The sequence below is a fragment of the Archangium sp. genome (assembly GCF_057119385.1).
The window spans coordinates 215,613-236,247 of record NZ_DBNGVP010000154.1; the positions used below are offsets into that span (position 1 = coordinate 215,613).

Annotated in this window: 15 protein-coding genes, 1 tRNA gene and 1 pseudogene; 7 read left to right on the plus strand and 10 right to left on the minus strand. The window is 68.6% G+C overall.

Annotated elements, in window-relative coordinates; all coding sequences use genetic code 11:
- Positions 1–26: 26 nt before the first annotated feature.
- From AC16DP_RS37070 to AC16DP_RS37090, 5 genes are all read right to left on the minus strand, one after another.
- Entirely contained in the window at positions 27–479 is a 453-nt protein-coding gene (locus AC16DP_RS37070; RefSeq protein ID WP_329726135.1) for a hypothetical protein, read from the minus strand.
- 223 nt (positions 480–702) lie between these two features.
- Positions 703–2,736 carry a hypothetical protein gene (locus AC16DP_RS37075; protein ID WP_329726134.1) on the minus strand — a complete coding sequence of 678 codons (2,034 nt, stop codon included), beginning with the start codon at positions 2,734–2,736 and terminating at the stop codon, positions 703–705.
- On the minus strand, positions 2,733–3,857 hold the full coding sequence (locus AC16DP_RS37080; RefSeq protein WP_329726133.1) for a VWA domain-containing protein: 1,125 nt from the start codon (positions 3,855–3,857) through the stop codon (positions 2,733–2,735). The genes AC16DP_RS37075 and AC16DP_RS37080 overlap by 4 nt, the downstream gene beginning before the upstream one ends.
- The gene (locus AC16DP_RS37085) at positions 3,854–6,166 is read right to left on the minus strand and encodes a DUF5682 family protein (RefSeq protein ID WP_329726132.1); all 2,313 of its coding nucleotides are present in this window, start codon (positions 6,164–6,166) and stop codon (positions 3,854–3,856) included. Before AC16DP_RS37085 ends, AC16DP_RS37080 begins: the two co-directional genes overlap by 4 nt.
- Before the next feature lie 10 nt (positions 6,167–6,176).
- Complete coding sequence (locus AC16DP_RS37090; protein WP_329726131.1) at positions 6,177–7,313, minus strand: AAA family ATPase; 1,137 nt, start codon at positions 7,311–7,313, stop codon at positions 6,177–6,179.
- Positions 7,314–7,497: 184 nt separating this feature from the next.
- Here AC16DP_RS37090 and AC16DP_RS37095 point away from each other — a divergent pair, with 184 nt between their 5' ends.
- On the plus strand, positions 7,498–8,265 hold the full coding sequence (locus AC16DP_RS37095; RefSeq protein ID WP_329726130.1) for a hypothetical protein: 768 nt from the start codon (positions 7,498–7,500) through the stop codon (positions 8,263–8,265).
- Between the two features lie 18 nt (positions 8,266–8,283).
- On the opposite strand, the gene AC16DP_RS37100 is transcribed toward AC16DP_RS37095, so the two are convergent.
- Positions 8,284–10,323: a PAS domain-containing hybrid sensor histidine kinase/response regulator gene (locus AC16DP_RS37100; RefSeq protein WP_329726129.1), complete on the minus strand. Its 2,040-nt coding sequence runs from the start codon at positions 10,321–10,323 to the stop codon at positions 8,284–8,286.
- A gap of 278 nt (positions 10,324–10,601) precedes the next feature.
- Between AC16DP_RS37100 and AC16DP_RS37105 the strand changes: the two genes are divergently transcribed.
- Entirely contained in the window at positions 10,602–11,579 is a 978-nt protein-coding gene (locus AC16DP_RS37105) for a HEAT repeat domain-containing protein (protein ID WP_329726128.1), read from the plus strand.
- Positions 11,580–11,699: 120 nt separating this feature from the next.
- On the opposite strand, the gene AC16DP_RS37110 is transcribed toward AC16DP_RS37105, so the two are convergent.
- Both AC16DP_RS37110 and AC16DP_RS37115 read right to left on the minus strand, forming a co-directional pair.
- Positions 11,700–12,542 (minus strand): vanadium-dependent haloperoxidase, encoded by an 843-nt coding sequence (locus AC16DP_RS37110; RefSeq protein WP_329726127.1) that lies wholly within the window; start codon positions 12,540–12,542, stop codon positions 11,700–11,702.
- Positions 12,448–13,974 (minus strand): hypothetical protein, encoded by a 1,527-nt coding sequence (locus AC16DP_RS37115; RefSeq protein ID WP_329726126.1) that lies wholly within the window; start codon positions 13,972–13,974, stop codon positions 12,448–12,450. The genes AC16DP_RS37110 and AC16DP_RS37115 overlap by 95 nt, the downstream gene beginning before the upstream one ends.
- A 351-nt stretch (positions 13,975–14,325) precedes the next feature.
- Between AC16DP_RS37115 and AC16DP_RS37120 the strand changes: the two genes are divergently transcribed.
- The 3 genes from AC16DP_RS37120 (at position 14,326) to AC16DP_RS37130 (ending at position 18,937) form a co-directional block, all read left to right on the plus strand.
- A complete protein-coding gene (locus AC16DP_RS37120; protein WP_329726125.1) occupies positions 14,326–15,126 on the plus strand; it encodes a hypothetical protein in 801 nt (266 codons plus the stop codon).
- A complete protein-coding gene (locus AC16DP_RS37125; RefSeq protein ID WP_329726124.1) occupies positions 15,123–15,752 on the plus strand; it encodes a hypothetical protein in 630 nt (209 codons plus the stop codon). Before AC16DP_RS37120 ends, AC16DP_RS37125 begins: the two co-directional genes overlap by 4 nt.
- A 215-nt stretch (positions 15,753–15,967) precedes the next feature.
- Positions 15,968–18,937 (plus strand): tetratricopeptide repeat protein, encoded by a 2,970-nt coding sequence (locus AC16DP_RS37130; protein WP_329726123.1) that lies wholly within the window; start codon positions 15,968–15,970, stop codon positions 18,935–18,937.
- 338 nt (positions 18,938–19,275) lie between these two features.
- Here AC16DP_RS37130 and AC16DP_RS37135 read toward each other — a convergent pair.
- Positions 19,276–19,386: transfer RNA gene (locus tag AC16DP_RS37135), tRNA-OTHER, on the minus strand.
- A 253-nt stretch (positions 19,387–19,639) separates the two neighbouring features.
- Positions 19,640–20,113: pseudogene (locus AC16DP_RS37140) on the minus strand (DUF4132 domain-containing protein); the annotation flags it as partial.
- Here AC16DP_RS37140 and AC16DP_RS37145 point away from each other — a divergent pair.
- Together AC16DP_RS37145 and AC16DP_RS37150 are read left to right on the plus strand one after the other, a co-directional pair.
- Positions 20,001–20,363 carry a hypothetical protein gene (locus AC16DP_RS37145; protein WP_329726121.1) on the plus strand — a complete coding sequence of 121 codons (363 nt, stop codon included), beginning with the start codon at positions 20,001–20,003 and terminating at the stop codon, positions 20,361–20,363. The pseudogene AC16DP_RS37140 and the gene AC16DP_RS37145 sit on opposite strands and share 113 nt — an antisense overlap.
- Complete coding sequence (locus AC16DP_RS37150; RefSeq protein WP_329726120.1) at positions 20,364–20,627, plus strand: hypothetical protein; 264 nt, start codon at positions 20,364–20,366, stop codon at positions 20,625–20,627.
- Positions 20,628–20,635 lie beyond the last annotated feature (8 nt).

Consider the following 20,635-nt stretch of genomic DNA (forward strand, 5'->3'; position numbering starts at 1 on the left):
ATCGCGGCCCCGCCCGGGTGCTCCTGCTACTCGTGGCCCTGGCCGTTGTTGCCGGTGGCCGCCGTCTCCGCCCCGAGGAGCGCGTGGACGCCGTCCTGCACCGTGTGGGCGCTGACCCAGAAGAGGGTGGAGAGGATCCTCATCTGGATCCTCCACGTCGACTCTCCCGCCCTCACCATCCGCTGGAGGGCTTCCAGCGCATCACCCAGCTCCTCGGCGCTGATGCGCTGGGGCAGGTGAACGCCCATGGCATCGAAGAGCCGCCGGGCTTCCAGCAGCAGCTCCGACTGTTCCGGCAACCGCGCCAGGGCGGCCGCGGGTGCTGCCTGCTTCCTGGCGGGGGCGGCGGATGCCACGGAGGAGGCGCGGAGGGGGACGTAGGGGGCCCCCAGCACGTTCCGGCGCGAGCCCGTGAGCCCGTCCTCGAGCGCGAACCACTCATCCCCGTATGTGGACTCCGGCTTGTGCTCGTCGTTCATCGGAACACCTCCGCGGGATGCAACAGGTTGAGCCCTGCAACGACATGAAGAAGAAAAATCTGCCCGTGGTTACCCTCCCGAATGCCAACGGCCCCACGCGCACGGCCCCGTGTGGGTTTGCCGATGCTTTCGTGGGATACAAGGTACCTCTAAATTTGAGGTTTTCAACTGAAACTTTCCAGACTCATCAGAGTGTTTGATTCCTGACAAGTAGGGAGGGGGCCTACGCCCCGAGCTGCTCGAGCCCCACGGTGACGCGGAGGGCGGCATCGGCCCAGGCGGCCGCGAGCGCCGCCTCGTCGCCAGGGAGTCCGGAGGCGCGGGCCGCGTCCAGCTTCGTGGCGAGCGCGCCCAGGTCTTGCGCCAAGCGCTTCATCCCCAGCTCCTGGACCCGCGCGGCCACGGTGGAGAGCCGGGTGCCCCAGGCCGGGACGACGTGGCGCAGGCCCTGGTGCACCGCGTCCGCGAGACAGCCTTCCAGCTCGGCCAGGGCCGCCGGGAGGGGCTCCAGGGCTGGCCTGTCCCCAGAGGTTCGCAGCGGCCCCGTCGAGGTGGCGGGTTGCACGTCGAGCACCACCACCCCCGAGCCCTCGCAGGAGAGCGCCAGCGGCTCGACGACGAGGCCCCGGGCGGTCCTCCGCACCTCACCCGAGACGTAGCGCGGCGCCCCGCGCTTTCCGGCCAGTCCCTCGGCGAGCGCATCCAGCGCCCCAGGGGCCACGGCGCGGTGGGACAGCTCCACGAGGAAGCCGTGCCCGCTCGCGTCCTCCAGCTCCGCGCGCACCAGCTGGGCGCCCGGAGAATAGGACACGTCCACGACGCGGGAGACCTCGAAGGCGTGCACGTTCTCGGCGAGCTGCCGGGGCCGCAGGAAGCGCGGAGGCCGGGCCCGCAGGGAGGCCTCCAGCGCGGAGACATCCTTCACGAGCAATGGCGCCGGCAGCTGGCTCCAGTCCCCGGACTGCGGCGTCACCGAGGTGCGCTGCAGCCCACGCGTGGAGAACACCACGAGGCGATCCGGCAGGCGCGTGGCCCCCGAGGTCACCACCTGTCCCCGCGCGAGGGCCTCGAGGGTCGCACCGGGAGCCCCCTGGCGGCGTCCGAGCTCGGCGCCGTCCTCGGGGGTTTGATCCTCCGCGTAGGTGAAGGCGCGGCGCACGACGAGGAGGCTCGCGCTGGCCGGATCCGCGAGCACCAGCTCCGCGCGGCGCTCCCGGCCATCGGCGAACAGCCGCGCTCCGAGCGACACCAGCCGGACGTAGTCGAGCTTCGTCTCGGGGGCCTCGTCCATGCCCAGCACCGCGCGGGGCGGGACGGCGCCCGAGGTGCGGGCGGCGCGCAGCCGGGCGAGGAGCTCCGCCAGGGTGGCCGAGAGCTTCGCCGGGGTGTAGCGGGCACCTCGGCTCACGTAGGCGCCGAGCAGATCCTCCAGCTCCTCCAGCGCCGCGAGCGGCCAGGCCATCTTCACGTCCGCGAGGCTCGCGCGTGCCACCGCGAAGCGCCCCGCGAGGCCGGTGCTGGCGTGCTGGGCGCCCTCCAACAGGAGGAAGCTGGCCAGATCGCTCGCCGCGTCCATCGCGGGCCCGCCCTCGTGCGACGCGACGTGTCCTCGCGCCACCTCGACGGAGAGCTCGCGGCTCGTGGGGTCCTTCGCGTCGGCGGCGCGGAAGGCCCAGATGGCGAGCGGCAGGTGCTCGCAGCCCGTGCCCACCGAGCAGTCGCAGCGCGCGTAGCCCAGGTTCCGCGGCACGAGGAAGCGCACCGTGCACGTGGCGAGCGACACGGTGGGAATGTCCTCGCCCACGAACGTCCCCCGGCGCACCTGCGCGAGGTAGCCGCGCTCGCGGAGGGACTCGGCCCGCTCCAGCGAGCGGCGGGGAACCACCTCCTCCAGGGTCTTGTCCTCCACCGAGCCCGGGGACCAGGGTGGCTCCGGCGTGGCCTCCGCGGCCTTCTCCGGTGCCGCAGCCGCGCTCGAGGCGTGGGCGAACGCCGGGTAGGCGAGTGCCACGGCCACGCGATGCCGGCACACGGTGGTGGAGTTGCACGAGCAGGGGCTGTCCTTCAGGCTCTTGCCCGGGAGGAGCCGGGCCGTGATGCCCTCCTCGAAGGTGCCCACCACCGTGCCATCGGCCAGCTCCTCCAGCCGGGGACCCTTGCCCTGCTCGAGCTCCTTCTGGGCGCGCTTCACCAGGCCCAGGTTGGACACGCTCGCGACGGCCTGCGGGGTGAGGGCGAGGAGATCCGGGCGGCTCATGCGCGCACCTTCTCGGCGATCCACGCCGCGAGCTGGCCGGGCGTCATCGCTCCCACGTGGGCGCCCACGTCCACCAGCCGCCGGGCGAGGTCCCGGTCGTAGTTGGGGGTCGCATCCGGTTCGAGCGCCGCGAGCCCCAGCACCTTCGTCCCCTGGGCACACAGCTCCTTCACGCGGCGCACGAGCAGCTCGGGGCCGCCGCCCTCGTAGAAGTCGGTGATGAGGACGACGATGCTCCGACGAGGGGACTCGATGAGCCCCGCGCCGTAGGCCACCGCCTTCTGGATGTCCGTGCCGCCTCCGAGCTGCACCTTCATCAGCAGCTCCACGGGATCGGTCACCTCGCGGGTGAGATCCACCACGGCGGTGTCGAAGGCGACCAGGTGCGTCTGGATGCCCGGCAGCCCCCACAGACAGGCCGCGGTGACGGCCGAGTGGATGACCGATGACGTCATGCTCCCGGATTGATCCACCAGGAGGATGACCTGCCAGCGCTCGGTGTACTTCCGGGTGCGCGAGAAGAACGCGGCGTGCTCGATGGAGACCCTGCGCTCGGTGGGGGAGTAGCGGTCCAGGTTCTCGCGCAGCGTGCGCCGGAAGTCGAAGTTGCGCGCCACCTTCAGCGGCGAGCGGCGGCGCCGGTCGAGCACGCCCGAGAAGGTCTGGCGGACCTCCTTGCTGAGCTTCTCCATCAGGTCGCGCACCACCTTCTCGACGATGCGGCGGGCCACCGCGAGCACCTCGGGATTCATGAGGTGCTTGGTGCGCAGCACGGCGCGCAGCAGCGTCTCGTTGGGCTCCACGCGCGAGAGCACATCGGCCCGCGTCACCACCTCGTCGATCTTGTAGCGCTCGACGGCATCACGCTCGAGGCGCTCGATGGTCTCCTGGGGGAAGAGGGTGTGGACCTCGTTGATCCAGTCCGGGACGCTGAGCGAGGACGGGCCCAGGCCGCCCTGACGCCCCCGCACGTCGCGCTCGGCGAGGTCTCCCTCGCGCCCGTACAGCCACTCGAGCGCCGCGTTCATGGCGCGGCCCTGCGCGTCCAGGCTGCCGCCGAGTGCTCCCTCGGCAGCCTCGCCGAGCACGAGGCGCCAGCGCGCCAGGGGATCCAGCGTCATCGTGCACCTCCCTCGGGGGGCCGCAGCAGCCCATGGCGGGCCAGCACCTGCTCCACCTCCTCGTCCAGCGCCGCGCCCGCGGCGACGATCGCCGGAGCCACCTCGAGGCGGAGCAGTGACCGGGCGCCGGAGGGATCCTTGCCGTGGAGCGTGAGGATCGACCGGGCGATGTCCTCCTTCTCCTGGGGCGGGAAGAAGCCGAAGGCCAGGCGCAGGGCCGGGACGGCGACGAGGAAGTCCTCCTGGGGCAGCTCGCGGAGCACCTCGTCCAGCACGGCGGTGACGGGCGGCGCGCGCACCACCTGCTCGCGGGCGAGCCGGAACAGGCCGGCCAGGAAGTCGCCCAGGATGGCGGGACGTGCGGCGGACCGGGTCGCGCGGATGGCGGCGGCCTCGGCGCTGGCCTCGTCGGAGAAGCGGGACAGGGACCAGAGCGCCCCGAGCGCGGCACCTCGCACGGCGGGCGGGGCGCGGAGATCGGCCATGCGGCGCTCGAACACTGCGGCGGCGTGCGTCTCGTCGAGCGAGAGGGCCCGGCCCGCGAAGCGGAGCGTGTCGCGCAGCGCGGCCATGGCGCGCAGGTGTCCCTCGTCCGCGGGAAGCGCGGGCCCGTCGAGCTGCTCGAGCAGCCAGAGTCCCCGATCGAAGGCCGCCGCGATGACGGTGCCCACCTCGGCCGAGCCCTGGGCGCCGAACAGCACGTCATGGCGCCACACGGAGAGCAGCCGCTCCAGGGCGGTGCCCAGGCGGGTGAGATCCGGCTCGTGCAGGGCCTGCGCGGCCACGCTCTCGAGCACACGCTGCGCCAGGCCCTTCGCGCCGATGAAGAGGCTCTCGGCGAGCAGCAGCGCGAGCTTGCCCAGGTCCGGGCCCGCCGTGCCGAGTGCCTCCTCGAGCCGTCCGGTGGCCGCTCCCTCCAGCGTGGGACCCCAGCCCGAGGCCTCGATGACCCAGGAGATGAAGTCCTCCGAGGGCGAGACCGTCCAGGACTCCTGGAGCACGGGCTCGGTGGGGAAGGTGGGGCCCGCGTCCCGCGTGAAGCCGGGGATGCCGAGCACCCGCAGCCGGTGCAACGTGCGGCTGCGCTCCAGGTGCGCCGGCTCGCGCAGCTCCACGTTCACCTTCCGGGCGCGCCCCTGCGGCCGGAGCTCGTGGGTGGTCAGGGCGCGCTCCACGTCGGCGAGCAGCGGGGGCCTCGGGGTGAGGTCGCTGATGCGGCCCGTGCGCTCGCCCGAGAAGGCGCGCAGCACCTCGGCGAGGAGCGGATCCGTGTCCGGGGAGAGGACGCCGCGCATCGTCCACGGCAGCGCCACGTCGAGCGCGTCCTTCACCAGGGCGGCCGCCATGCCGTCGAGCAGGTCCGAGCGCGCCAGGGCCGAGTGGGCGCGCAGACGTCCGAGTCCCTCGGCCATGACGGAGGTGGCGATCAGGTCCGCCGAGGAGATGTGCTGTCCGCGGCCGCGCAACCGGGTGACGGCGGCGCGGAGCATGTGCTCCGGGGCCTTCTCGGGACCGAGCTCCCACACCGCCTGGTAGAAGGCGGGGGAGGGCATGCCGGACTCGTAGCCGGTGAAGGAGTCCAGGCGGCGGAAGCTGTACGGCACGAGGTAGCTGCGCGCGGACGGGTGGCTCGGCGTCTCGGGGAAGGGGGTGCCCGGCTTCACCGTGGCCCGCGCGAGCACGGGCGCGTGGAAGCCGCCGCACACCACCAGCACGGGCCCGTCTCCCAGGGCCAGCGCGGCCTCCACGTGCGCGAGCATGAAGGCCTCGCGCCGGTGGTCGCTCTCGGTGGCCTCCTCCTCGCCGCGGAACGAGTCGAAGTAGACGCGCAGCCGCTCCGCCAGGGTGTCCAGCTCGCACGGTTGCTCGAAGAGGTGATCCCACAGGGCATCCATCCCCTCCAGGCCCAGCTTGCGGCAGAGCGTCTCGATGAGCCGGGCGGTGCGGCGCTCGCCGTCCGAGTAGCGGTTGCGCACGCCGTGGAAGGACTTGTCCCAGGCGGGCAGGTCCATGAAGCGCACCTGCGCGCCGGCCGCCTTGCCCTCCGTCAGGGCCACCCACTCGGGCGAGTAGGCACAGAAGGGCGTCCACGAGGCATGGGTGCGCGACTCGTCGCGGTAGCTGCTGAAGATGGCCAGCGGCAGCTCGTGCGGGAGGAGCAGCTCGTCCAGGCGGGCGTTCATGTCCGCCGGGCCCTCGATGAGCACGTGGCGGGGCTTCACCTCGCGCAGCGTGTGGGCCACGACGCGGGCACACGCCGGGCTGTGGTGGCGCACGCCGACGACATGGAGGCCCGGAGTCCCCTGCATGCCCACGGTGTCAGCCCGGCAGGAGGTGGCGGGCCTCGTACAGGGCGCGCCATTGGGGTCCGTTGCGGCGCGCCACCCGCTGCTCCAGGTACGCGCGCAGACGCTTGAGATCCTCGGGGCTGTCCTTCGCCGCGGTGCCGGCCAGCGTCTCCACCAGGTCCGCCGCCGAGCCTCCATCCCCGCGCAGGTAGTAGCCGCGCACGCCCACCGCGTGGGCCACCGACACGGCCTCCGCCGTGGAGAGCACCGCCGACAGCCGCTCCATCGCCTGGCCGTCGCTCGTCTCGCCGGCCCGCAGCTCGCGGAACGTGGTGACCAGCACCTCCAGCAGGTCCTCCGAGGGCGTCACTGGCACGCCCGAGCGCTCCAGCAGCCGCTTCGTCTCGTTGCGCACCAGGGACAGCTCGGTGTTGAAGTCGCCGATGGGGAACACCGTCTCGAAGTTGAAGCGCCGCTTGAGCGCCGCGCTCATCTCGTTGACGCCGCGGTCGCGCGTGTTCGCGGTGGCGATGACGTTGAAGCCGTCCCGCGCGAACACCATGGCGTCCTCGTCCTTCAGCTCCGGCACCGCCAGCACCCGGTCCGACAGCATGGACAGCAGCGAGTCCTGCACCTCGAGGGGGCAGCGGGTGATCTCCTCGAAGCGCACCACCTTGCCCTCCTTCATGCCCGTGTAGAGCGGGGCGGGCACGAGCGCGCGGGGCGTGGGGCCCTCGGACACGAGGAGCGCGTAGTTCCACGAGTATTTGATCTGATCCTCCGTGACGGACGCGCCGCCCTGGATGGTCAGCGTGGAGGTGCCGGAGATGGCGGCGGCGAGCAGCTCGGACAGGAGGCTCTTGGCCGTGCCGGGCTCGCCCACGAGCATCAATCCGCGGTTGGTGGCCAGCGTCACCATGGCCCGGTCCACGAGGCTCGGGTTGCCCACGAACTTGCGCTGCACGCCCAGCGACTCGTCTCCGAGGATGAAGCGGCGCACCGCGTGCAGGGACATGCTCCAGCCCGGGGGCTTCGGCGCGTCATCGTGGGCCCGCAGCTTCTCCAGCTCCTCCGCGTGGAGGGTCTCCGCGGGAGGCCGCTGGACGTCCTTCGCCGGGCCGCTGTCGGCCGGGGTGGGGGCGGTGTTCTTCTTCCGGGTCGTCGCCATCGGGAGCACCTCGTACCCAAGTGGGGTGGGACACGCCAGCCTCTTGAGCGCCGCGGGAGACCACGATCTCCCGTTGCTCCACTTGGACAGCTTGGGCGGTTTTTTATTGTTTTACCGGAAGGCGATTCGTGTCATATTCGACGTCGGCCCCCGTGCCTGTCATTGAGCTGAGAGGAGCCCGACGATGCGACGAGTCCAGAAGCGTTCTTTCCTGAGTGCCATGCTCTCCGGGCTGTTGCTGACCGCCTGTGGGGGTGCCCCCGAGGAGGGAGCCGGCGTTGCCGAGGAGCCGACGGGCACCCGGGAATCGGCGATGTGCTCGGTCATGAGCGTGAGCCAGCTGGGCCTGAACGGGGTCAGCTCCTACGGCGGCGTGCTGGCCGGGGCGGGAACCTGGACGACCTCCACCTTCGCCAACGGGGCGTACCTGCTGTTCTACGTCGATGGTGTCGAGCGCAGCAGGCAGGAGTCCTACGGCACCTATGACTCCGTTGCGGGCGTCTACCGGGGAAACTGGTCCTTCAGCGTCTCGGGAATCACCTGCGGCTCACACACCTTCCAGGTGAAGGCCTACCCCATGAACCGCGACAGCGCGGGGCAGACGGAGATCTGCACGGGCAACACGCCCCAGACGAGCTCCCAGACGGTTGTCCAGGCCTGCCCCACGGCCACGCTCTCCTGCTCGCGCGTGTCGACGACCAGCCTCAGCTGCACCGGCGGCGCCAGTGGCGGCACGGGCATCTACACGCCCATGTGGAGGCGGACCATCCGGTACAGCAATGGCACCTCGTCCATTGGCTCCTGGGCCTCGGGGAGCTGGACCAAGAGCTACTCCTGCGCGCAGACGTCCACCCGGGACAACTTCAACAGGCTGGAGATCGACTTCAAGGTCGTGGACGACAGCGGCATGGAGTCGAACGTCGATTTCCACGACGATCTCTGCGGCGCCTGAGCGGCGGGCGCGTCGTCGCTACGGCGCGTCCCGGGTGCGTGACGTCTCCCCGGCCGCGAGCCGCTCGGTCGCGGCGGCGAGGACGGCGAGCAACTCCGCCTCCTTGATGGGCTTGGGCACGTGCATGTCGAAGCCCGCGCTCAGGGCCCGCGCCCGGTCCTCGGCGCGCGCGTAGGCGGTGAGCGCGATGGCCGGGGTGAGCCCGCCCTCCGCGGCGGGCAGGGCGCGGATGCGCTGGAGGAGCTCGTAGCCGTTCTCCCCGGGCAGCCCGATGTCCGAGAGGAGCAGGTCCGGCCGCCACTCCCGGAGGCAGTGGAAGGCCTCGGCCGCGGAGGCCACCGCACGGACCCGGGCGCCGTGGTCTTCCAGCACGATGCGGAGCATCTCCCGCGTGTCCTCCTGGTCCTCCACGAGCAGCAGGCGCAGGCCGGCGAGCACGGAGCGGGCCGGCGGCACTTCCTCCTCCATGTGCGCGGGGACGGGAGGCGGAGCGGCTGGAGTGGGAGCCGGAGGAGCGGGGCGGGGCTCGCGGGGCAGGAGCAGGACGAAGCTCGAGCCGAGGCCCACGCCCGGGCTGTGCGCTGAGACCTGGCCGCCGTGCAGCTCGACGAGGTGGTGCACGATGGCCAGGCCGATCCCGAGCCCGCCATGCGACCGGCGGCTGCTGCTGTCCTGCTGGCGGAAGCGCTCGAAGAGATGGGGCAGGAAGGCGGGGGAGATGCCCACGCCGGTGTCCGTCACCCGCAGCTCCACCGAGCCGTCCAGCGGGCGCAGTTGGACGGTGACGCGGCCGCCCTGGGGGGTGAACTTGATGGCGTTGCTCAGCAGGTTCCACACCACCTGCTGGAGCCGCCCGGCGTCGCCCCACATGGGCAGGGGCTCCTCGCGCGTGTCCAGCTCGAGCCTCACGCCCTTGGTGTCGGCGAGCGGCCGCGTGGACTCGAGCGCGGCCTCCACCACGTTGCGCATGTCCAGGGGCCCGGGCTCCAGGCGGAGCTTGCCGGTGATGATGCGCGAGATGTCGAGCAGGTCCTCGATGACCTGAGCCTGGGCGCGGGCGTTGCGCTCCACCGTGTCGAGGGCGCGGGCGCGCTTCTCCTCGGACAGGCGTCCGGAGCGCAGGAGTTGGAGCCAGCCGAGCATCGCCGTCAGGGGCGTGCGCAGCTCATGGGACACGGTGGCGAGGAAGTCATCCTTGAGCCGGTTGGCTTCCTCGGCCGCCGCATGGGCCGCCTGCACACGCCGCAGCAATTCCATCCGTTCCTGGCCGGCGCGCCGTTGCTCGTCGATGTCGGTGCAGGAGCCGATCCACTGCAGGAGGGTTCCGTCCGCGGCCCGCGCGGGCTGGGCCCGGGCGATGAACCACCGCCAGGCGCCATCCCTGGCCCGGCGCAGCCGGAGCTCGGCCTCCTGGCCGTCGAGGGTGTCCCGCGTCCGCTGCCAGTGCGACAGGACGCGAGCCAGGTCTTCCGGGTGGATCGCGCGCGTCCAGCCGTACCCGAGCGACTCCTCCATGGAGAGGCCGGTGTACTCGCACCAGGGCCGGTTGACGTACTCGCAGGTGCCATCGGGCCGGGACATCCAGGCGAGGTGGGGGAGGGTGTCGGCGAGGAGTTGGAACTGCCGCACCTGCTCGGCCCGGGCCTGCTCGGCGCGCTTGCGCGCGGAGATGTCGTGGACGACCAGGGCGGCGCCCAGGATGTGCCCCTCGGCGAGGATGGGGGCATTGGAGCAGTAGACGGGGATGAACGAGCCATCCCGGTGGATGAAGAGGTCCTCGTGGTCCCGGACGGGCTGTCCCTCGCGCATCACCTGGCCAAGGGGGCAGGTGTCCATGGGGAAGGGGGAGCCATCGGGGTGGTGGTGGTGGACGAGATCGTGGAGGACCTGCCCGAGCAGTTCCTGTCGGCCCCAGCCGAACATCCGCTCGGCGGCGGGGTTGGCGTAGGTGACGAGCCCCTGGGCGTCCATCATGAAGAACGCCTCGACCGTGTGGCTGGCGAGCAGGTGGACGAGCTGACTCTCGTCATCCCAGGGGGCTTTGATGGAATGGCTCATCGAGGCCCCTGGCGAGGAGGTGGACGAGCAGGGCGCCTGGGGAGCTCCAGGGCTGAAGAGGAGAAGCGGGCCATCTGCACCACGTAACAGCGCCCGCCTCCGGGGACTCCCGGGGGCGTTGGGGAGATGGCGCTGGCGGCGCTGGCCGTATAGCAGGGAGGCAGGGGTGGTGGTCGCGAGCCGCGCGTGTCCTGTTGGCGGCAGGACGCTGGAGAGGAAAGGGGCGTGGTGCTTCGAGCGCCCATACCAGTGAGGTAGCCTGGATTCTGGAGCGCCCCATGGCACGGGAAATCGATGTGGAGCAGTGGCGGTCGGAGCTGGTGGATGCCTTCCACTGGGGAGAGCAGGAGAGGGCACGTGCCCTGGTGGCGACATTGCGCGAGGCGCAGCCCAGAAGGGTCCACGGCGTTCTGGAGCAGATGCTCCAGTCTACCGAGGGGAAGGTGCGCCAGGCGGCTGCCTTCGCCTTGGGGGAACTGGGTGGTTCCACGAGCGCCAGACGCTTGGAGAAACAGCTTCTCGTGGAGGAATCGCGAGGGGACTCCGACGCCTCATCCGTCGTGCAGGTCATCACCGAGGCACTTGGGCACCTCGAGAGCACCCGTTCGAGGTCGACCCTCGTACGCAGGCTGAACCGATTGGCCGCTGGAACGCCAGATAGTTCCGACGTGGATGACGTGGTCTACGCCCTCTGGCGCAAGCGGCATCCAGAGTTGCTCCCCGCTGTTCGCGCGGGACTGCAGCGAATCGCCCCGCCTGCTTCCGAGGGTCTGCGGGCCCTGCTTCGCCTGCTGGAGGGCTCTTCGCAAGAGTTGCGGGTGTGGATTGAAGACGAGTCGGTACCCCTTGAGCAGAAGACCAAGGTCCTGACCGTGTTGGATGAGGAGGTGCCAGAGGAACTGGTTCCTGTTCTGCCCTCGTTCATCTTCCTGGCCGCGTCCATGCTCAACATGGCATCTACACGTAAGGGGCAGGAAAGGCGTTTCTGTGAGCGCCTGTTCAACCTGCTGCTCTTACACCGTGAGCGCCTCATCTCCACGCTCCCACCCAAGGCGCGCACGGTGTTACGCGAGGTCTCCCGGAGAATGATTGCGGCCTCGGAGACAGTTCGCAGCATCAAAGCCGCAACTCTCCTCGAGTATGTGGGACAGCGGGAGGACGCCGACCTGCTGGAGGAACACAAGCCCCAGGACGAAGTGCTTGGCAGAGTGTACGAAGAAGCCGCCGAGGTCCTGCGCAAGCTCCCCCATGCTTGATGGGGGTTGTTCCAGACGCACGAGGACGATCGAGTCAATCCCTTTCAGGTAAGGCAAGGAGCATCAAGGTACTTCCTTGAATGGAATTTCCTGGTCTGGCGCCGGGGGCCCACCATGCGCTCAACTCGGTTCCACGCGTCCGTCGATGATGCGGATGGGAGTGCCGTCGAAGCGGGTGATCAGGAACAAGGCGTCGTCCTCGTTGAAGGTGAGGCTCATTTCGCGCAGCAACCCGATGGCTACGCGCTCGCCGAGCAGAACGGACTCGGTGTAGTCGGAGCGCCAGTGGACGCCTGCGGCGTTGCGGAAGAGGGAGATGTTGCTGGCCAGTTTGTTGAGCTCTCCACCGATGGTCATCTGCCCGGCGTCCGCCCCAGTGTAGGACACCAGAGTGGTCCCATCCGCACTGGCGATGAGTGGGTTTTCGATGGGCGCGCTTTCATCGAAGTACGCCTTGAGAAGGGTTGCGCAGGCGCCGGATACGGTGGCGTGACCCGCGCCGTAGGCCGGGTGGGTGGGGCATCCCTCGGGGTAGGCCTGTGGGAGCAGGAAGGAGCCCCAGCGGCTGGGGAAGTATGTGCTGAGCAACCCCGTCGACAGCGAGTTGCGGAGAGACGCGTCGATTGGATAGGTGCGTCGGCTGGGGCTGGACAGGTGGTTGTCGACGCGCCCGCCGAACTCCTCGGGGCGCAACCGCCGGTGCACGCCCCACTTCTGCCACCACACCGCTCGCGCGGCGCGCCCGGACACCTCGATGAGCAGTTGCAGCAGGTGGATGGGCCCGAAGGTGGCGAAGCCCACCTGGGTGCGCGAGTCGTCGACGGTGCCCGGTGGGTCATAGGGGTTGCCCTGATCGCAGGCGAATTCCTTATCCACCTGGGGCCGGCTGGCGCCCATGCCTGTGAGCTGGTTGCCCAGGGGCTCGGAGAGCAGCAGGAAGGCGGCGTTCCAGAACGCGTTCACCACCTGATCGAAGTGAACGAAGTTGGCCCCGTCGCGCAGGTTGCGGATGAAGCGTCGGCGGGTGGTGTCGAACTGGTCCTTGCCCCGATCGTCCCGGCCATTCTGTACGGCGAGTGAGGTAGTCGGCGGCGGCGCCGAGATCGGGGAAGCCCTTCACGGTCCATTGGCGCTGATCGATGACCTGCGTGCCGTAGGTGATGAAGCCTTCGTCGGCATCGCGCCCCTGGCCGTCCGGCTTACGCGGGTCGCTGTTACCCTTCCAGAGGAATTGGGAAACGTAGGGGCCCACCTGGTCACCGGGGAAGATGCCGCGGAAGAGGTTCTGCGCCGTGACGGGCGTGGTTCCGCCGAACGCGGGGAGTTCGGTGCTCAGCGAACGGATGGCGCGCTCGACAATGCTGTTGGCGATGGCTGCCTCGGAGGCATAATTGATGAAGGGCACGTCGCGGGCGAGTGCCATCCAGTACAGCTCACCCATCTCGGCCGCCGTCCCCCGGCTGTCGAAGCGGGGCGCGGGAGGCTGGGTGACGGCCTGGGCGTCCGGGCCCTCCAGGTCGAAGGCGAAGCCGGCCTGGGGATTGGTGAGTTTCACGGCGCCCGAGGGCTGGAGGATTCGCTCGAAGTCACTGGGCGCACGGCTCTCCAGGGCCCGGAGCAGCGTGCCATAGGAGATGGGCTCGGGGTCGCCGACGGAGTCGTGCCGGAGGCCCTTGGAGTAGTTGCCGACAAAGGGCCGGTCCGGGTAGTTGACCTCGTCGTTGTTGTTGAAGTGCTCAGGGTGGGGGCGCTCGGCGGCGAGCTGGGCGGCCTTCTCGCGGGTGCCCAGGGAGGCTAGGCGTCGCTCTTCCACGCGTCTGGACTGGCGGGTGCCCGAGGTGTTGAGCGAATCGAAGATGGCCACACCGGGGAGGGGGGCCACATCGATGCTGCCTGCCATGAGTTCGAGGGTGACGGAGGTGAGGGACAGGGGCGCGGGCTTGTTGAACAGGCTGGTCCAATCCTGTCCGTTGGCCGAGACTTCCCAATGGAGTACGCCCGTGCGTTCGCGCAGGCGCCACCAGCGGTGGAGCTCCGGATCGTAGGGGACGCGTGCGAGCAGCGTGTAGCTTCCCGCCACACCTTGGTAGCAGGACAGGCTCTTGTTGGCGGCATTGAGGTAGACGATGTTGTTGCCATCCACCCTGGCGGCGAGCATGGTTTCGACAGTGGGCGTCGTGAACAGCAGAGCCTGAATGACCTCGACCTGGATGAAGGAGTCGGTCAGGTCGTACCTGGCACTGGAGGAGTACCCCGCGTATCTGGGGGAGGTGGTTTCAGGCCGGCACTCGAGACGCTGATTCACCTCCTGCACCCCTCTGGCAGTGGCCGTCCACTTGGACGTGTCCGTCAGGTTGTCATTGAAGTCGTCAATGAGTTCATGTGCCTTCGGCATGGATTGTCCCCCCATCCTCCTCGGTCGGGTGTGCGCGCATGCCGGGAGAATGTCTTTTGGATTTTGGATCAGGGGTCTGACAAGACTTTGGTTCGAGCCTCGTCTCTGTACTCTTCTGGCATGTAATGGACATCCATGTTCTTGCCATTTTGGTTGCACTTGCAACTCGGCTCGAGGCGTGCTCCACGGAGGGCCGCAGGGCCGCCCGAATTCAGGCTCAGTGCTGGTGGGTAGACTTGGGCGCGTAGACGCGGAGGGTCGCGGGCGCGAGTTCGAAGCACACACACGCTGTGCGAGATGACCTTCGTGGGCTACTGTAGTATGCGGTCCTCACAAGGGAGGGAGGTATCCGTGATTTCGCTCGTTCTGAACGGTAAGATCCCGGAGTCCGAGGATGCGCTCACTGCTGCGTTCTTCGACGCATTTCGGTACAGCCGGGATGCGGAGCTGCTCGGACACATTCTGTCACACGCGAAGCTGTTCGAGGGTAGCTATGCGTTGCCGGCCTTCGATGATTTCGAAGTGGAGCTATGGCCGAACCTCGGCGGAAGGGAGCCGGACGCGTGGCTTGACTTGCGCGCAGGAGGCAGGACCGTTTGTCGGGTGATTGTCGAGGCCAAACTTGGCGCGGAAAAGTCTGGCTTAGGGGTTATTGATCGTGACGCGCGGAGCGGCGATCAGCTCGCTTATTATCTCCTTGAAGCCGTCCGCACCAATGCTGAGCTGCCCTGCGCGCTGCTCTACCTCACCCATCATGGAGCGATGCCACGGGAGTCGCTTCGCGAATCCGCGAGTGTGCTAGCGCAGCACAGTCAAGGAGAGGAGTTGAAGCGACTCTTTTGGTTGTCATGGCGGGATGTTCATGAAGTGATCGTCAATAAGCGCTCGTCGTCCCGCCATCTGGCTGATGTTTGCCAGCTCCTCGAACGCGTACGGATGTTTCGCTTCCGGTCGATTCGACTCGACGAGCAGCTTGGGAGCCTCGGCAGCCCGGACTTTTATACCGAGCCCTTCCGTGACCCGGCTCGGGCTGATCGGTGGCAGAATCCCGACGAGGTCCTGTCCTCACCCGGGTACCCTGGCGGTTTTTACGAGTGGCCTATGGCGCCGCAACTCGTTGGCACCGCCGAGTTCTACAAGGAGAGCAGATGACGCAGGAACAGATGCGCTGGCAGGAGGATGGCCGACGGGCGTTCGACTGGATCGCGAAAGTGTACGCACAGACGCGGGCAGTCTGGGACGATGCGCAGTCCACCTTCGCTGAAGACGGCTGGACGGTCCGGAGCGGGAGCGGATGGGGGGGCGCGGCGATGGGGCTCTCATTGGATCAATGGCCGTTCACATACTTCAAGGCGTTCTGTGTAACGCCGCCGGGTGTGTCCGAGAACGCTGACACTGGAGTCGCCGCGGTGTTTGGCTTTTTCTTCCACGACGGCGTGCGCCAGGGACCTCAGTGCTTTGGCGGTCGAGTGAGTTGGTCGACGGTGGACGCTCATTTGGACCATTGGTTCCTGTTCCACGCGATGGGTGACCAGGGCACGTTCGAACGCTTGATGAGCACAGAACCCGGCATTCGAATCGCCAGACCCACTGGCAAGGGGCAAAGCCGGTGGTCGGGAGCGGATGAGCTCCGTTGGTTTGAACTCCCACTCAGCGCGCTCTCCTCAGCGGAAGTGCTTCAAAATCTGGTCAGGGCGACCCAGGCATTGGTGCTCGGCAATGAGCAGCCAGCAGGTGCGCTCATGCGTACCTTGGAACTGAATCCGACGAAACCATAAGGAACTCTCGCTCTGAGCCTGCCCCGGTACGTGGAGCGGGACGCACGCCCGGTACCTGGAGTGTGACGTGTCCGGCTGCATCCTGTGCTTGCTGCTCGTGTACGGCCTCATGTGCGACACCCAGCGCCACAACCGTTTTGGCGCCCACACGGGGTGACGCGGGCGTGCTCCGCGGGCTTCACTCCCGTGGCTGAAGGCGTCAGGCTCGCCGCCACATGAGTCCCCAGGTCTTCATCTCCTATGCGCGTGGGTCGTCCCTCGAGCATGCGAAGGCGCTGCAGCAGGCGTTGGGCGCGGACGTCGCGTTCCTCGACACGTCGAGCATCGAGGTGGGTGAGCGCTTCCCCTCGGCTCTGGCGGATGCGCTGCTGGGCTCGCGCGTCATCGTCGCCTTCGCCGACGAGCTGTACTTCACGCGGTGGTACTGCTTGTGGGAACTGCGTGCCGCGCTGACTCCGTTCCTTGCGCTCTCGCCCAACGCTCCCGAGGTCGACAAATCCCTGGCGCTCTCGTCCCTCGTACTGGCGCTCCCCGCCTGGGACCCGTCACCCGGTACGTTGGAGCGGCTCCCGCCCCCACTCCGGGCCATGCAGTGGCCGAGGGCCGAGCAGACCGAAGCGCTGGTGCAGTGGATTCGCGCGTGTCTGGCCGGTGAGCCGCCGTCCCTGGAGTCGCGCCTGGAGAAGCTGGGGCGCTTGGAGGAGACCCGTGAGAGCCTTCTCCAGTCGTCCGCCCTCCCGCCTCCGAGGAGCCTCGCGGGCCTGCGGCTCCATCCCCTGGACCCGCCCCCGTCCATCGGCGCGTCCTTCGTGGGTCGCGAGGATGAGCTGTGGAGGATCGACTTCGCGCTCACCTCTTCGCACGTGGGAGAGGGGGCGGGCGCGGCGCTCTCGGGGGCGTTGGAGGCGGCGGGAGGTTTCGGCAAGACGCGGCTCGCCCTGGAGTACCTGCACCGCCTGGGGCCCCTGTGCTTCCCAGGAGGGCTCTTCTGGGTGGACGCGGATGTCAGTGATGAGCGGCTCGAGGAGCAGCACCACGACATCCTCCGCACCCTGAATCCGGGCGTCGAGCCCCTGCCCGAGTTCCGCAAACAGCAGCGCAATGCCGCACGCGAGCTGGCGCAGGCGCTTCACACGGTCTCCGCGAAGGAGCGCGTGCTCTTCGTCGTGGACAACGTTCCGGAAACGCCCCCGGGCCAGAGTCCGAGACCGCTCAAGACCTGGTGCCCGGCGCAGGGCCGGGTTGCGTTACTTGTCACCTCTCGCGTCCGGCGCTCCCTGGGCAACGAGGGTCTTCAGTCGCTCCCCGTGCCCACGCTCGCGCCGGACGCGTCCGTGGCCTTGCTCACACAAGGGGTGGATCGCTCCAGCCTGGGCGCCCAGGACTGGCACTTCATCGCGGACTGGGTCGGGCACCTCCCGCTGGCCTTGGAACTGCTGAACCGAGCGATGCATGCCAGCGCCATCACTCCGGCCGAGTTGTTCGAGAAGTCGCGGCACGTGGGCCCCACGTTGGAATTGGACCAGCAGATGGAGGCCCTGCGCCCGCACATTCCGGAAGGACAGCTACGGGGCGTCACCGAAGCGCTCTCCATCTCTTTCGAACGCCTCACCCCAGAGGCACAGCGGGCAGCCGAGTTCCTCGCGCACCTCTCACCCGCCCCTATTCCCATTGCGTTGCTCGACCTCATGAAGCCGCTCTTCACCCCGCCGGTCCGGAGCATGATAACGGTGCGCTCCTTCGTCACCGGAGCGACGGGGGGCCGGGTGCCCATGTTCGGAGCCATGCATCGGGTGCTCGCGGACTTCATCCGCAGCCGCTCGCAGAACTCTATGCTCATGATGGAGGCAGCGGGGACGGTGCTCGCGCGGTTCATGTCTCCTGCTCATTCCGAGAATCCGGAAGCGTGGCCCTTGCTGGAAGCCTTCGCTCCCCATGCGGAGTGGCTCTTCGAGCGATTGAAGGCTTCCTTGATGCCAGCGATCGGTGTGGACCTGGGTTCCAGGCTGGGGACCTTCCGGGCGATACGGGGGTGGGTGAGGCTGGCGGCGGAGCTCCGTCAAGCCGTCGCGGAGCGAGCCCGCGAGTCCCTGGGCGAGGAGCACCTCGCCACCCTGAGTGCGGATTGCGATCGCGCGGAGTCCTTGCGTCAACAAGGGCGCCCCCGGGAAGCGCGGGAGTTGCTGGAGAAAACGCTCCAAGCGCATCTGCGGCTCCTGGGGGAGGACCATCCCGGCACGCTCATCTTGATGAACAATCTTTCCCTGGCGCTGGCGGATTTGCATGACCCGGGTGCCCGGCCCCTCGCGGAGCACGTGCTCGAGGCGCGCCTACGGCTTTTGGGAGAGGAGCACCAGGACACCCTCCATGCGATGAACAACCTCGCCACCATCCTCTGGGACCTGGATGATGTGCAGGGCTCTAGAGCCTGGCATGAGCGTGTCCTGTCCATCCGGCAGCGTACGCTCGGAGAGACGCATCCTCTCACCTTGTTGTCGAAGACTGCCCTCGCTACCACGATTCGGAAGCAGGGTGATCTCGGCACCGCGCGGGCCATGCAGGAAGCCCTACTCGAGGCCTATCTCCGCGTCATGGGAAAGACGCACCCCGAGACGCTGGTCGCGATGAAGAACCTCGCGACCACCGCGTACTTCCAATCGGACCTCGCGAGGGCGCGCGAACTCCAGGAGGAGGCGCTGGTGCTCTCCAGTCAGGTACTCGGTGCGGAGCATCCCTCCACCCTCTCGTTGATGACGGATCTCGTCCATACACTCGAGGTGCAGAAAGACCAGAAGGGCACTCGCGAACTTCACGAGCGGATCCTGAGCCTCCGCCGTCAGAGGTTGGGTGAGCACCACCCCCAGACACGCGACGCATGGGCCGATTTCTCCTCGTTTCTGCGGGAGCAGCGGGACTTCAAGGCCCAGCAGGAACTCCATGAGGAAGGCGTTCGAGCCCTCGAGAAGGCCATTGGGCGACGGGCCCCCGACACGGTCTTCATGGCGTGGGGCCTCTTCGTCGCCTTGAATCTTCAGGACAAGACCGAGCAGGCTCAGCAGGTCCTCGACCAGTATCTCCGCTGGCTCCTGAAGGAGTCTCCGGCTTCGCTCGAAGATTCAACCCTCCAGCAGATCCGCGAGCAGCTCGTCAGGCTCTCGCGCGAAGTGCCGAAGTATCGCTGCTGACGGACAGCGGGAGTGCGAGCGGCGTGCTCCCCGCGACAGGGGGGCTGCTCCTCCAAGCAGGAACGGAGGAGGCGAGCGTGGCGCTCGAGGCAGCGGCCGGCAAGGAGCTGCAGAAGGAGTGGACGTCGCGAGTGGACTGGGCGCAACTTCTGAGGAAGACGTTCGACTTCGACGTGTTCGCCTGCGTGAGATGTGGAGACCGGCGGAGTGTGTTGGCGTACCGCTCGCCTCCGGATTTGGTCCAAATTTGGTCCGACAAGCACCGATTTGGTCCCCCAAGGCGATCCGCGTCTCCTCGTTAGGAGTGAGTTCGACTCAAGGCGGCGGGCAACCTCTATTGGACGCGGCGGGACTCGAACCCGCCGGTCGTCCATCTGCCTCGAATCAAGAGGGCCGCAGCCCCTCGAGATCCCTCACCAGCTCGGAGAAGAGGATGGGGTCGAGCGTCCCGAGCGGGTACGTGCCTTCCTTCCCCCAGGTGTTGGGCTTGCGCACCGTGACGGTGCCCAGTGTCTGCTCGGGCGACTCGGAGAGCATGCCCGTGTAGAGGCCGGGGTCGAGGTCCAGCTCGATCATGCGATCCGGACCGAGGTGCTTCTCCATCCAGCCCACCACGCCCCCGTCCTGCGGAGGACCCCGGCGCCAGCCGCGCGTCTCGAGCCCCAGCACCTTGCCGGTGTTCACCTTCAGCCCCTTCACGCGCACCAGCTCCGTGCCCGTGCGCTCTTCCGCCGTTGGCGTGTAGATGGGGCGGCCCAGCTGCGCGAACGGTTGCAGCAACTGGTAGTCCGCGAAGATCTGCCCCCACGCCCCCGCTTGAGCATCCAGCTCCAGCGCATGCGGAATCCCCACGCTCGCGTCATCGGCGAGCGCCCACGTGTCCTCGTTCACGTCCGCGAAGGTCCGGTCCTCGGCGACGCGGAAGGTGGCCGCCAGCTTTCCGTCCGCCGTGTAGCTGCCCCACACCAGGCGGCGCACCACGTGGATGAGCAGCGGGTGCTCGACGAAGAACTGACGGAACGTCTCCGCGCTCCAGCGGCGCCGGGCGCACATGGCCAGCTCCATGCGCAGCACCTGGAGGCCCGCGGCCGCCTTCGCGTCCTTCTTGAGCGCCTTCCACCGCTCCTCGGCCGCCTGGGCCTTCCCGGCGTCATCCTTCTTCGTGGGCTTGGGCAGATCCTTGAGCCGCGCCCCCGTGGCGTCCTTCACGAACGGTTTGAGCTGCTCGTCGAAGCCCACCGTGAAGGTGCGCTCGCCGAAGTCCAGCGGCAGCGAGCCGTTCTCGTCCAGCCCCAGGTCCGGCACGAGCCGGTCGGCGAGCTCGTCCCGGGTGAGGCCCCGGGCCTCGGCGATCTGTTCGATCTTCTCCCGCGCCTTCTCCTGGAGCCCCTTGAACTTCACCTTCTCGGCGATGCCGTTGAGGTAGATGAGCGTGACGTCGGTGCCGATGGTGGCGAGCACGTCCAGTCCCGTGACGGCGCGCGCGTGGGCCGCCTCCCCGGGCCACTGGCGGATGAGCGGCGCGAGCTTCCGCGCGGACTCGTCGTCACCCAGATGGCCGAGCGCCTGGAAGGCCCAGGCCTCCTTGCTCGGCGCCCCCGCCACCATCCACGCCTCGAAGAGGCCCCAGGCGAAGCGGGCGAGACTCGCCGGCTCACACGCGGCCTTCACCTGCGCCAGGCCGGCATAGGGCTCCTC

What these genes read in the sequence shown, in the direction of transcription:
- AC16DP_RS37070 (WP_329726135.1), bottom strand. Translation starts at nt 479, where the DNA reads ATGAACGACGAGCACAAGCCGGAGTCCACATACGGGGATGAGTGGTTC.
- AC16DP_RS37075 (WP_329726134.1), bottom strand. Translation starts at nt 2,736, where the DNA reads ATGAGCCGCCCGGATCTCCTCGCCCTCACCCCGCAGGCCGTCGCGAGC.
- AC16DP_RS37080 (WP_329726133.1), bottom strand. Translation starts at nt 3,857, where the DNA reads ATGACGCTGGATCCCCTGGCGCGCTGGCGCCTCGTGCTCGGCGAGGCT.
- AC16DP_RS37085 (WP_329726132.1), bottom strand. Translation starts at nt 6,166, where the DNA reads ATGCAGGGGACTCCGGGCCTCCATGTCGTCGGCGTGCGCCACCACAGC.
- AC16DP_RS37090 (WP_329726131.1), bottom strand. Translation starts at nt 7,313, where the DNA reads ATGGCGACGACCCGGAAGAAGAACACCGCCCCCACCCCGGCCGACAGC.
- AC16DP_RS37095 (WP_329726130.1), top strand. Translation starts at nt 7,498, where the DNA reads ATGCGACGAGTCCAGAAGCGTTCTTTCCTGAGTGCCATGCTCTCCGGG.
- AC16DP_RS37100 (WP_329726129.1), bottom strand. Translation starts at nt 10,323, where the DNA reads ATGAGCCATTCCATCAAAGCCCCCTGGGATGACGAGAGTCAGCTCGTC.
- AC16DP_RS37105 (WP_329726128.1), top strand. Translation starts at nt 10,602, where the DNA reads ATGGCACGGGAAATCGATGTGGAGCAGTGGCGGTCGGAGCTGGTGGAT.
- AC16DP_RS37115 (WP_329726126.1), bottom strand. Translation starts at nt 13,974, where the DNA reads ATGCCGAAGGCACATGAACTCATTGACGACTTCAATGACAACCTGACG.
- AC16DP_RS37125 (WP_329726124.1), top strand. Translation starts at nt 15,123, where the DNA reads ATGACGCAGGAACAGATGCGCTGGCAGGAGGATGGCCGACGGGCGTTC.
- AC16DP_RS37130 (WP_329726123.1), top strand. Translation starts at nt 15,968, where the DNA reads ATGAGTCCCCAGGTCTTCATCTCCTATGCGCGTGGGTCGTCCCTCGAG.
- AC16DP_RS37145 (WP_329726121.1), top strand. Translation starts at nt 20,001, where the DNA reads ATGCGCAGCACCTGGAGGCCCGCGGCCGCCTTCGCGTCCTTCTTGAGC.
- AC16DP_RS37150 (WP_329726120.1), top strand. Translation starts at nt 20,364, where the DNA reads ATGAGCGTGACGTCGGTGCCGATGGTGGCGAGCACGTCCAGTCCCGTG.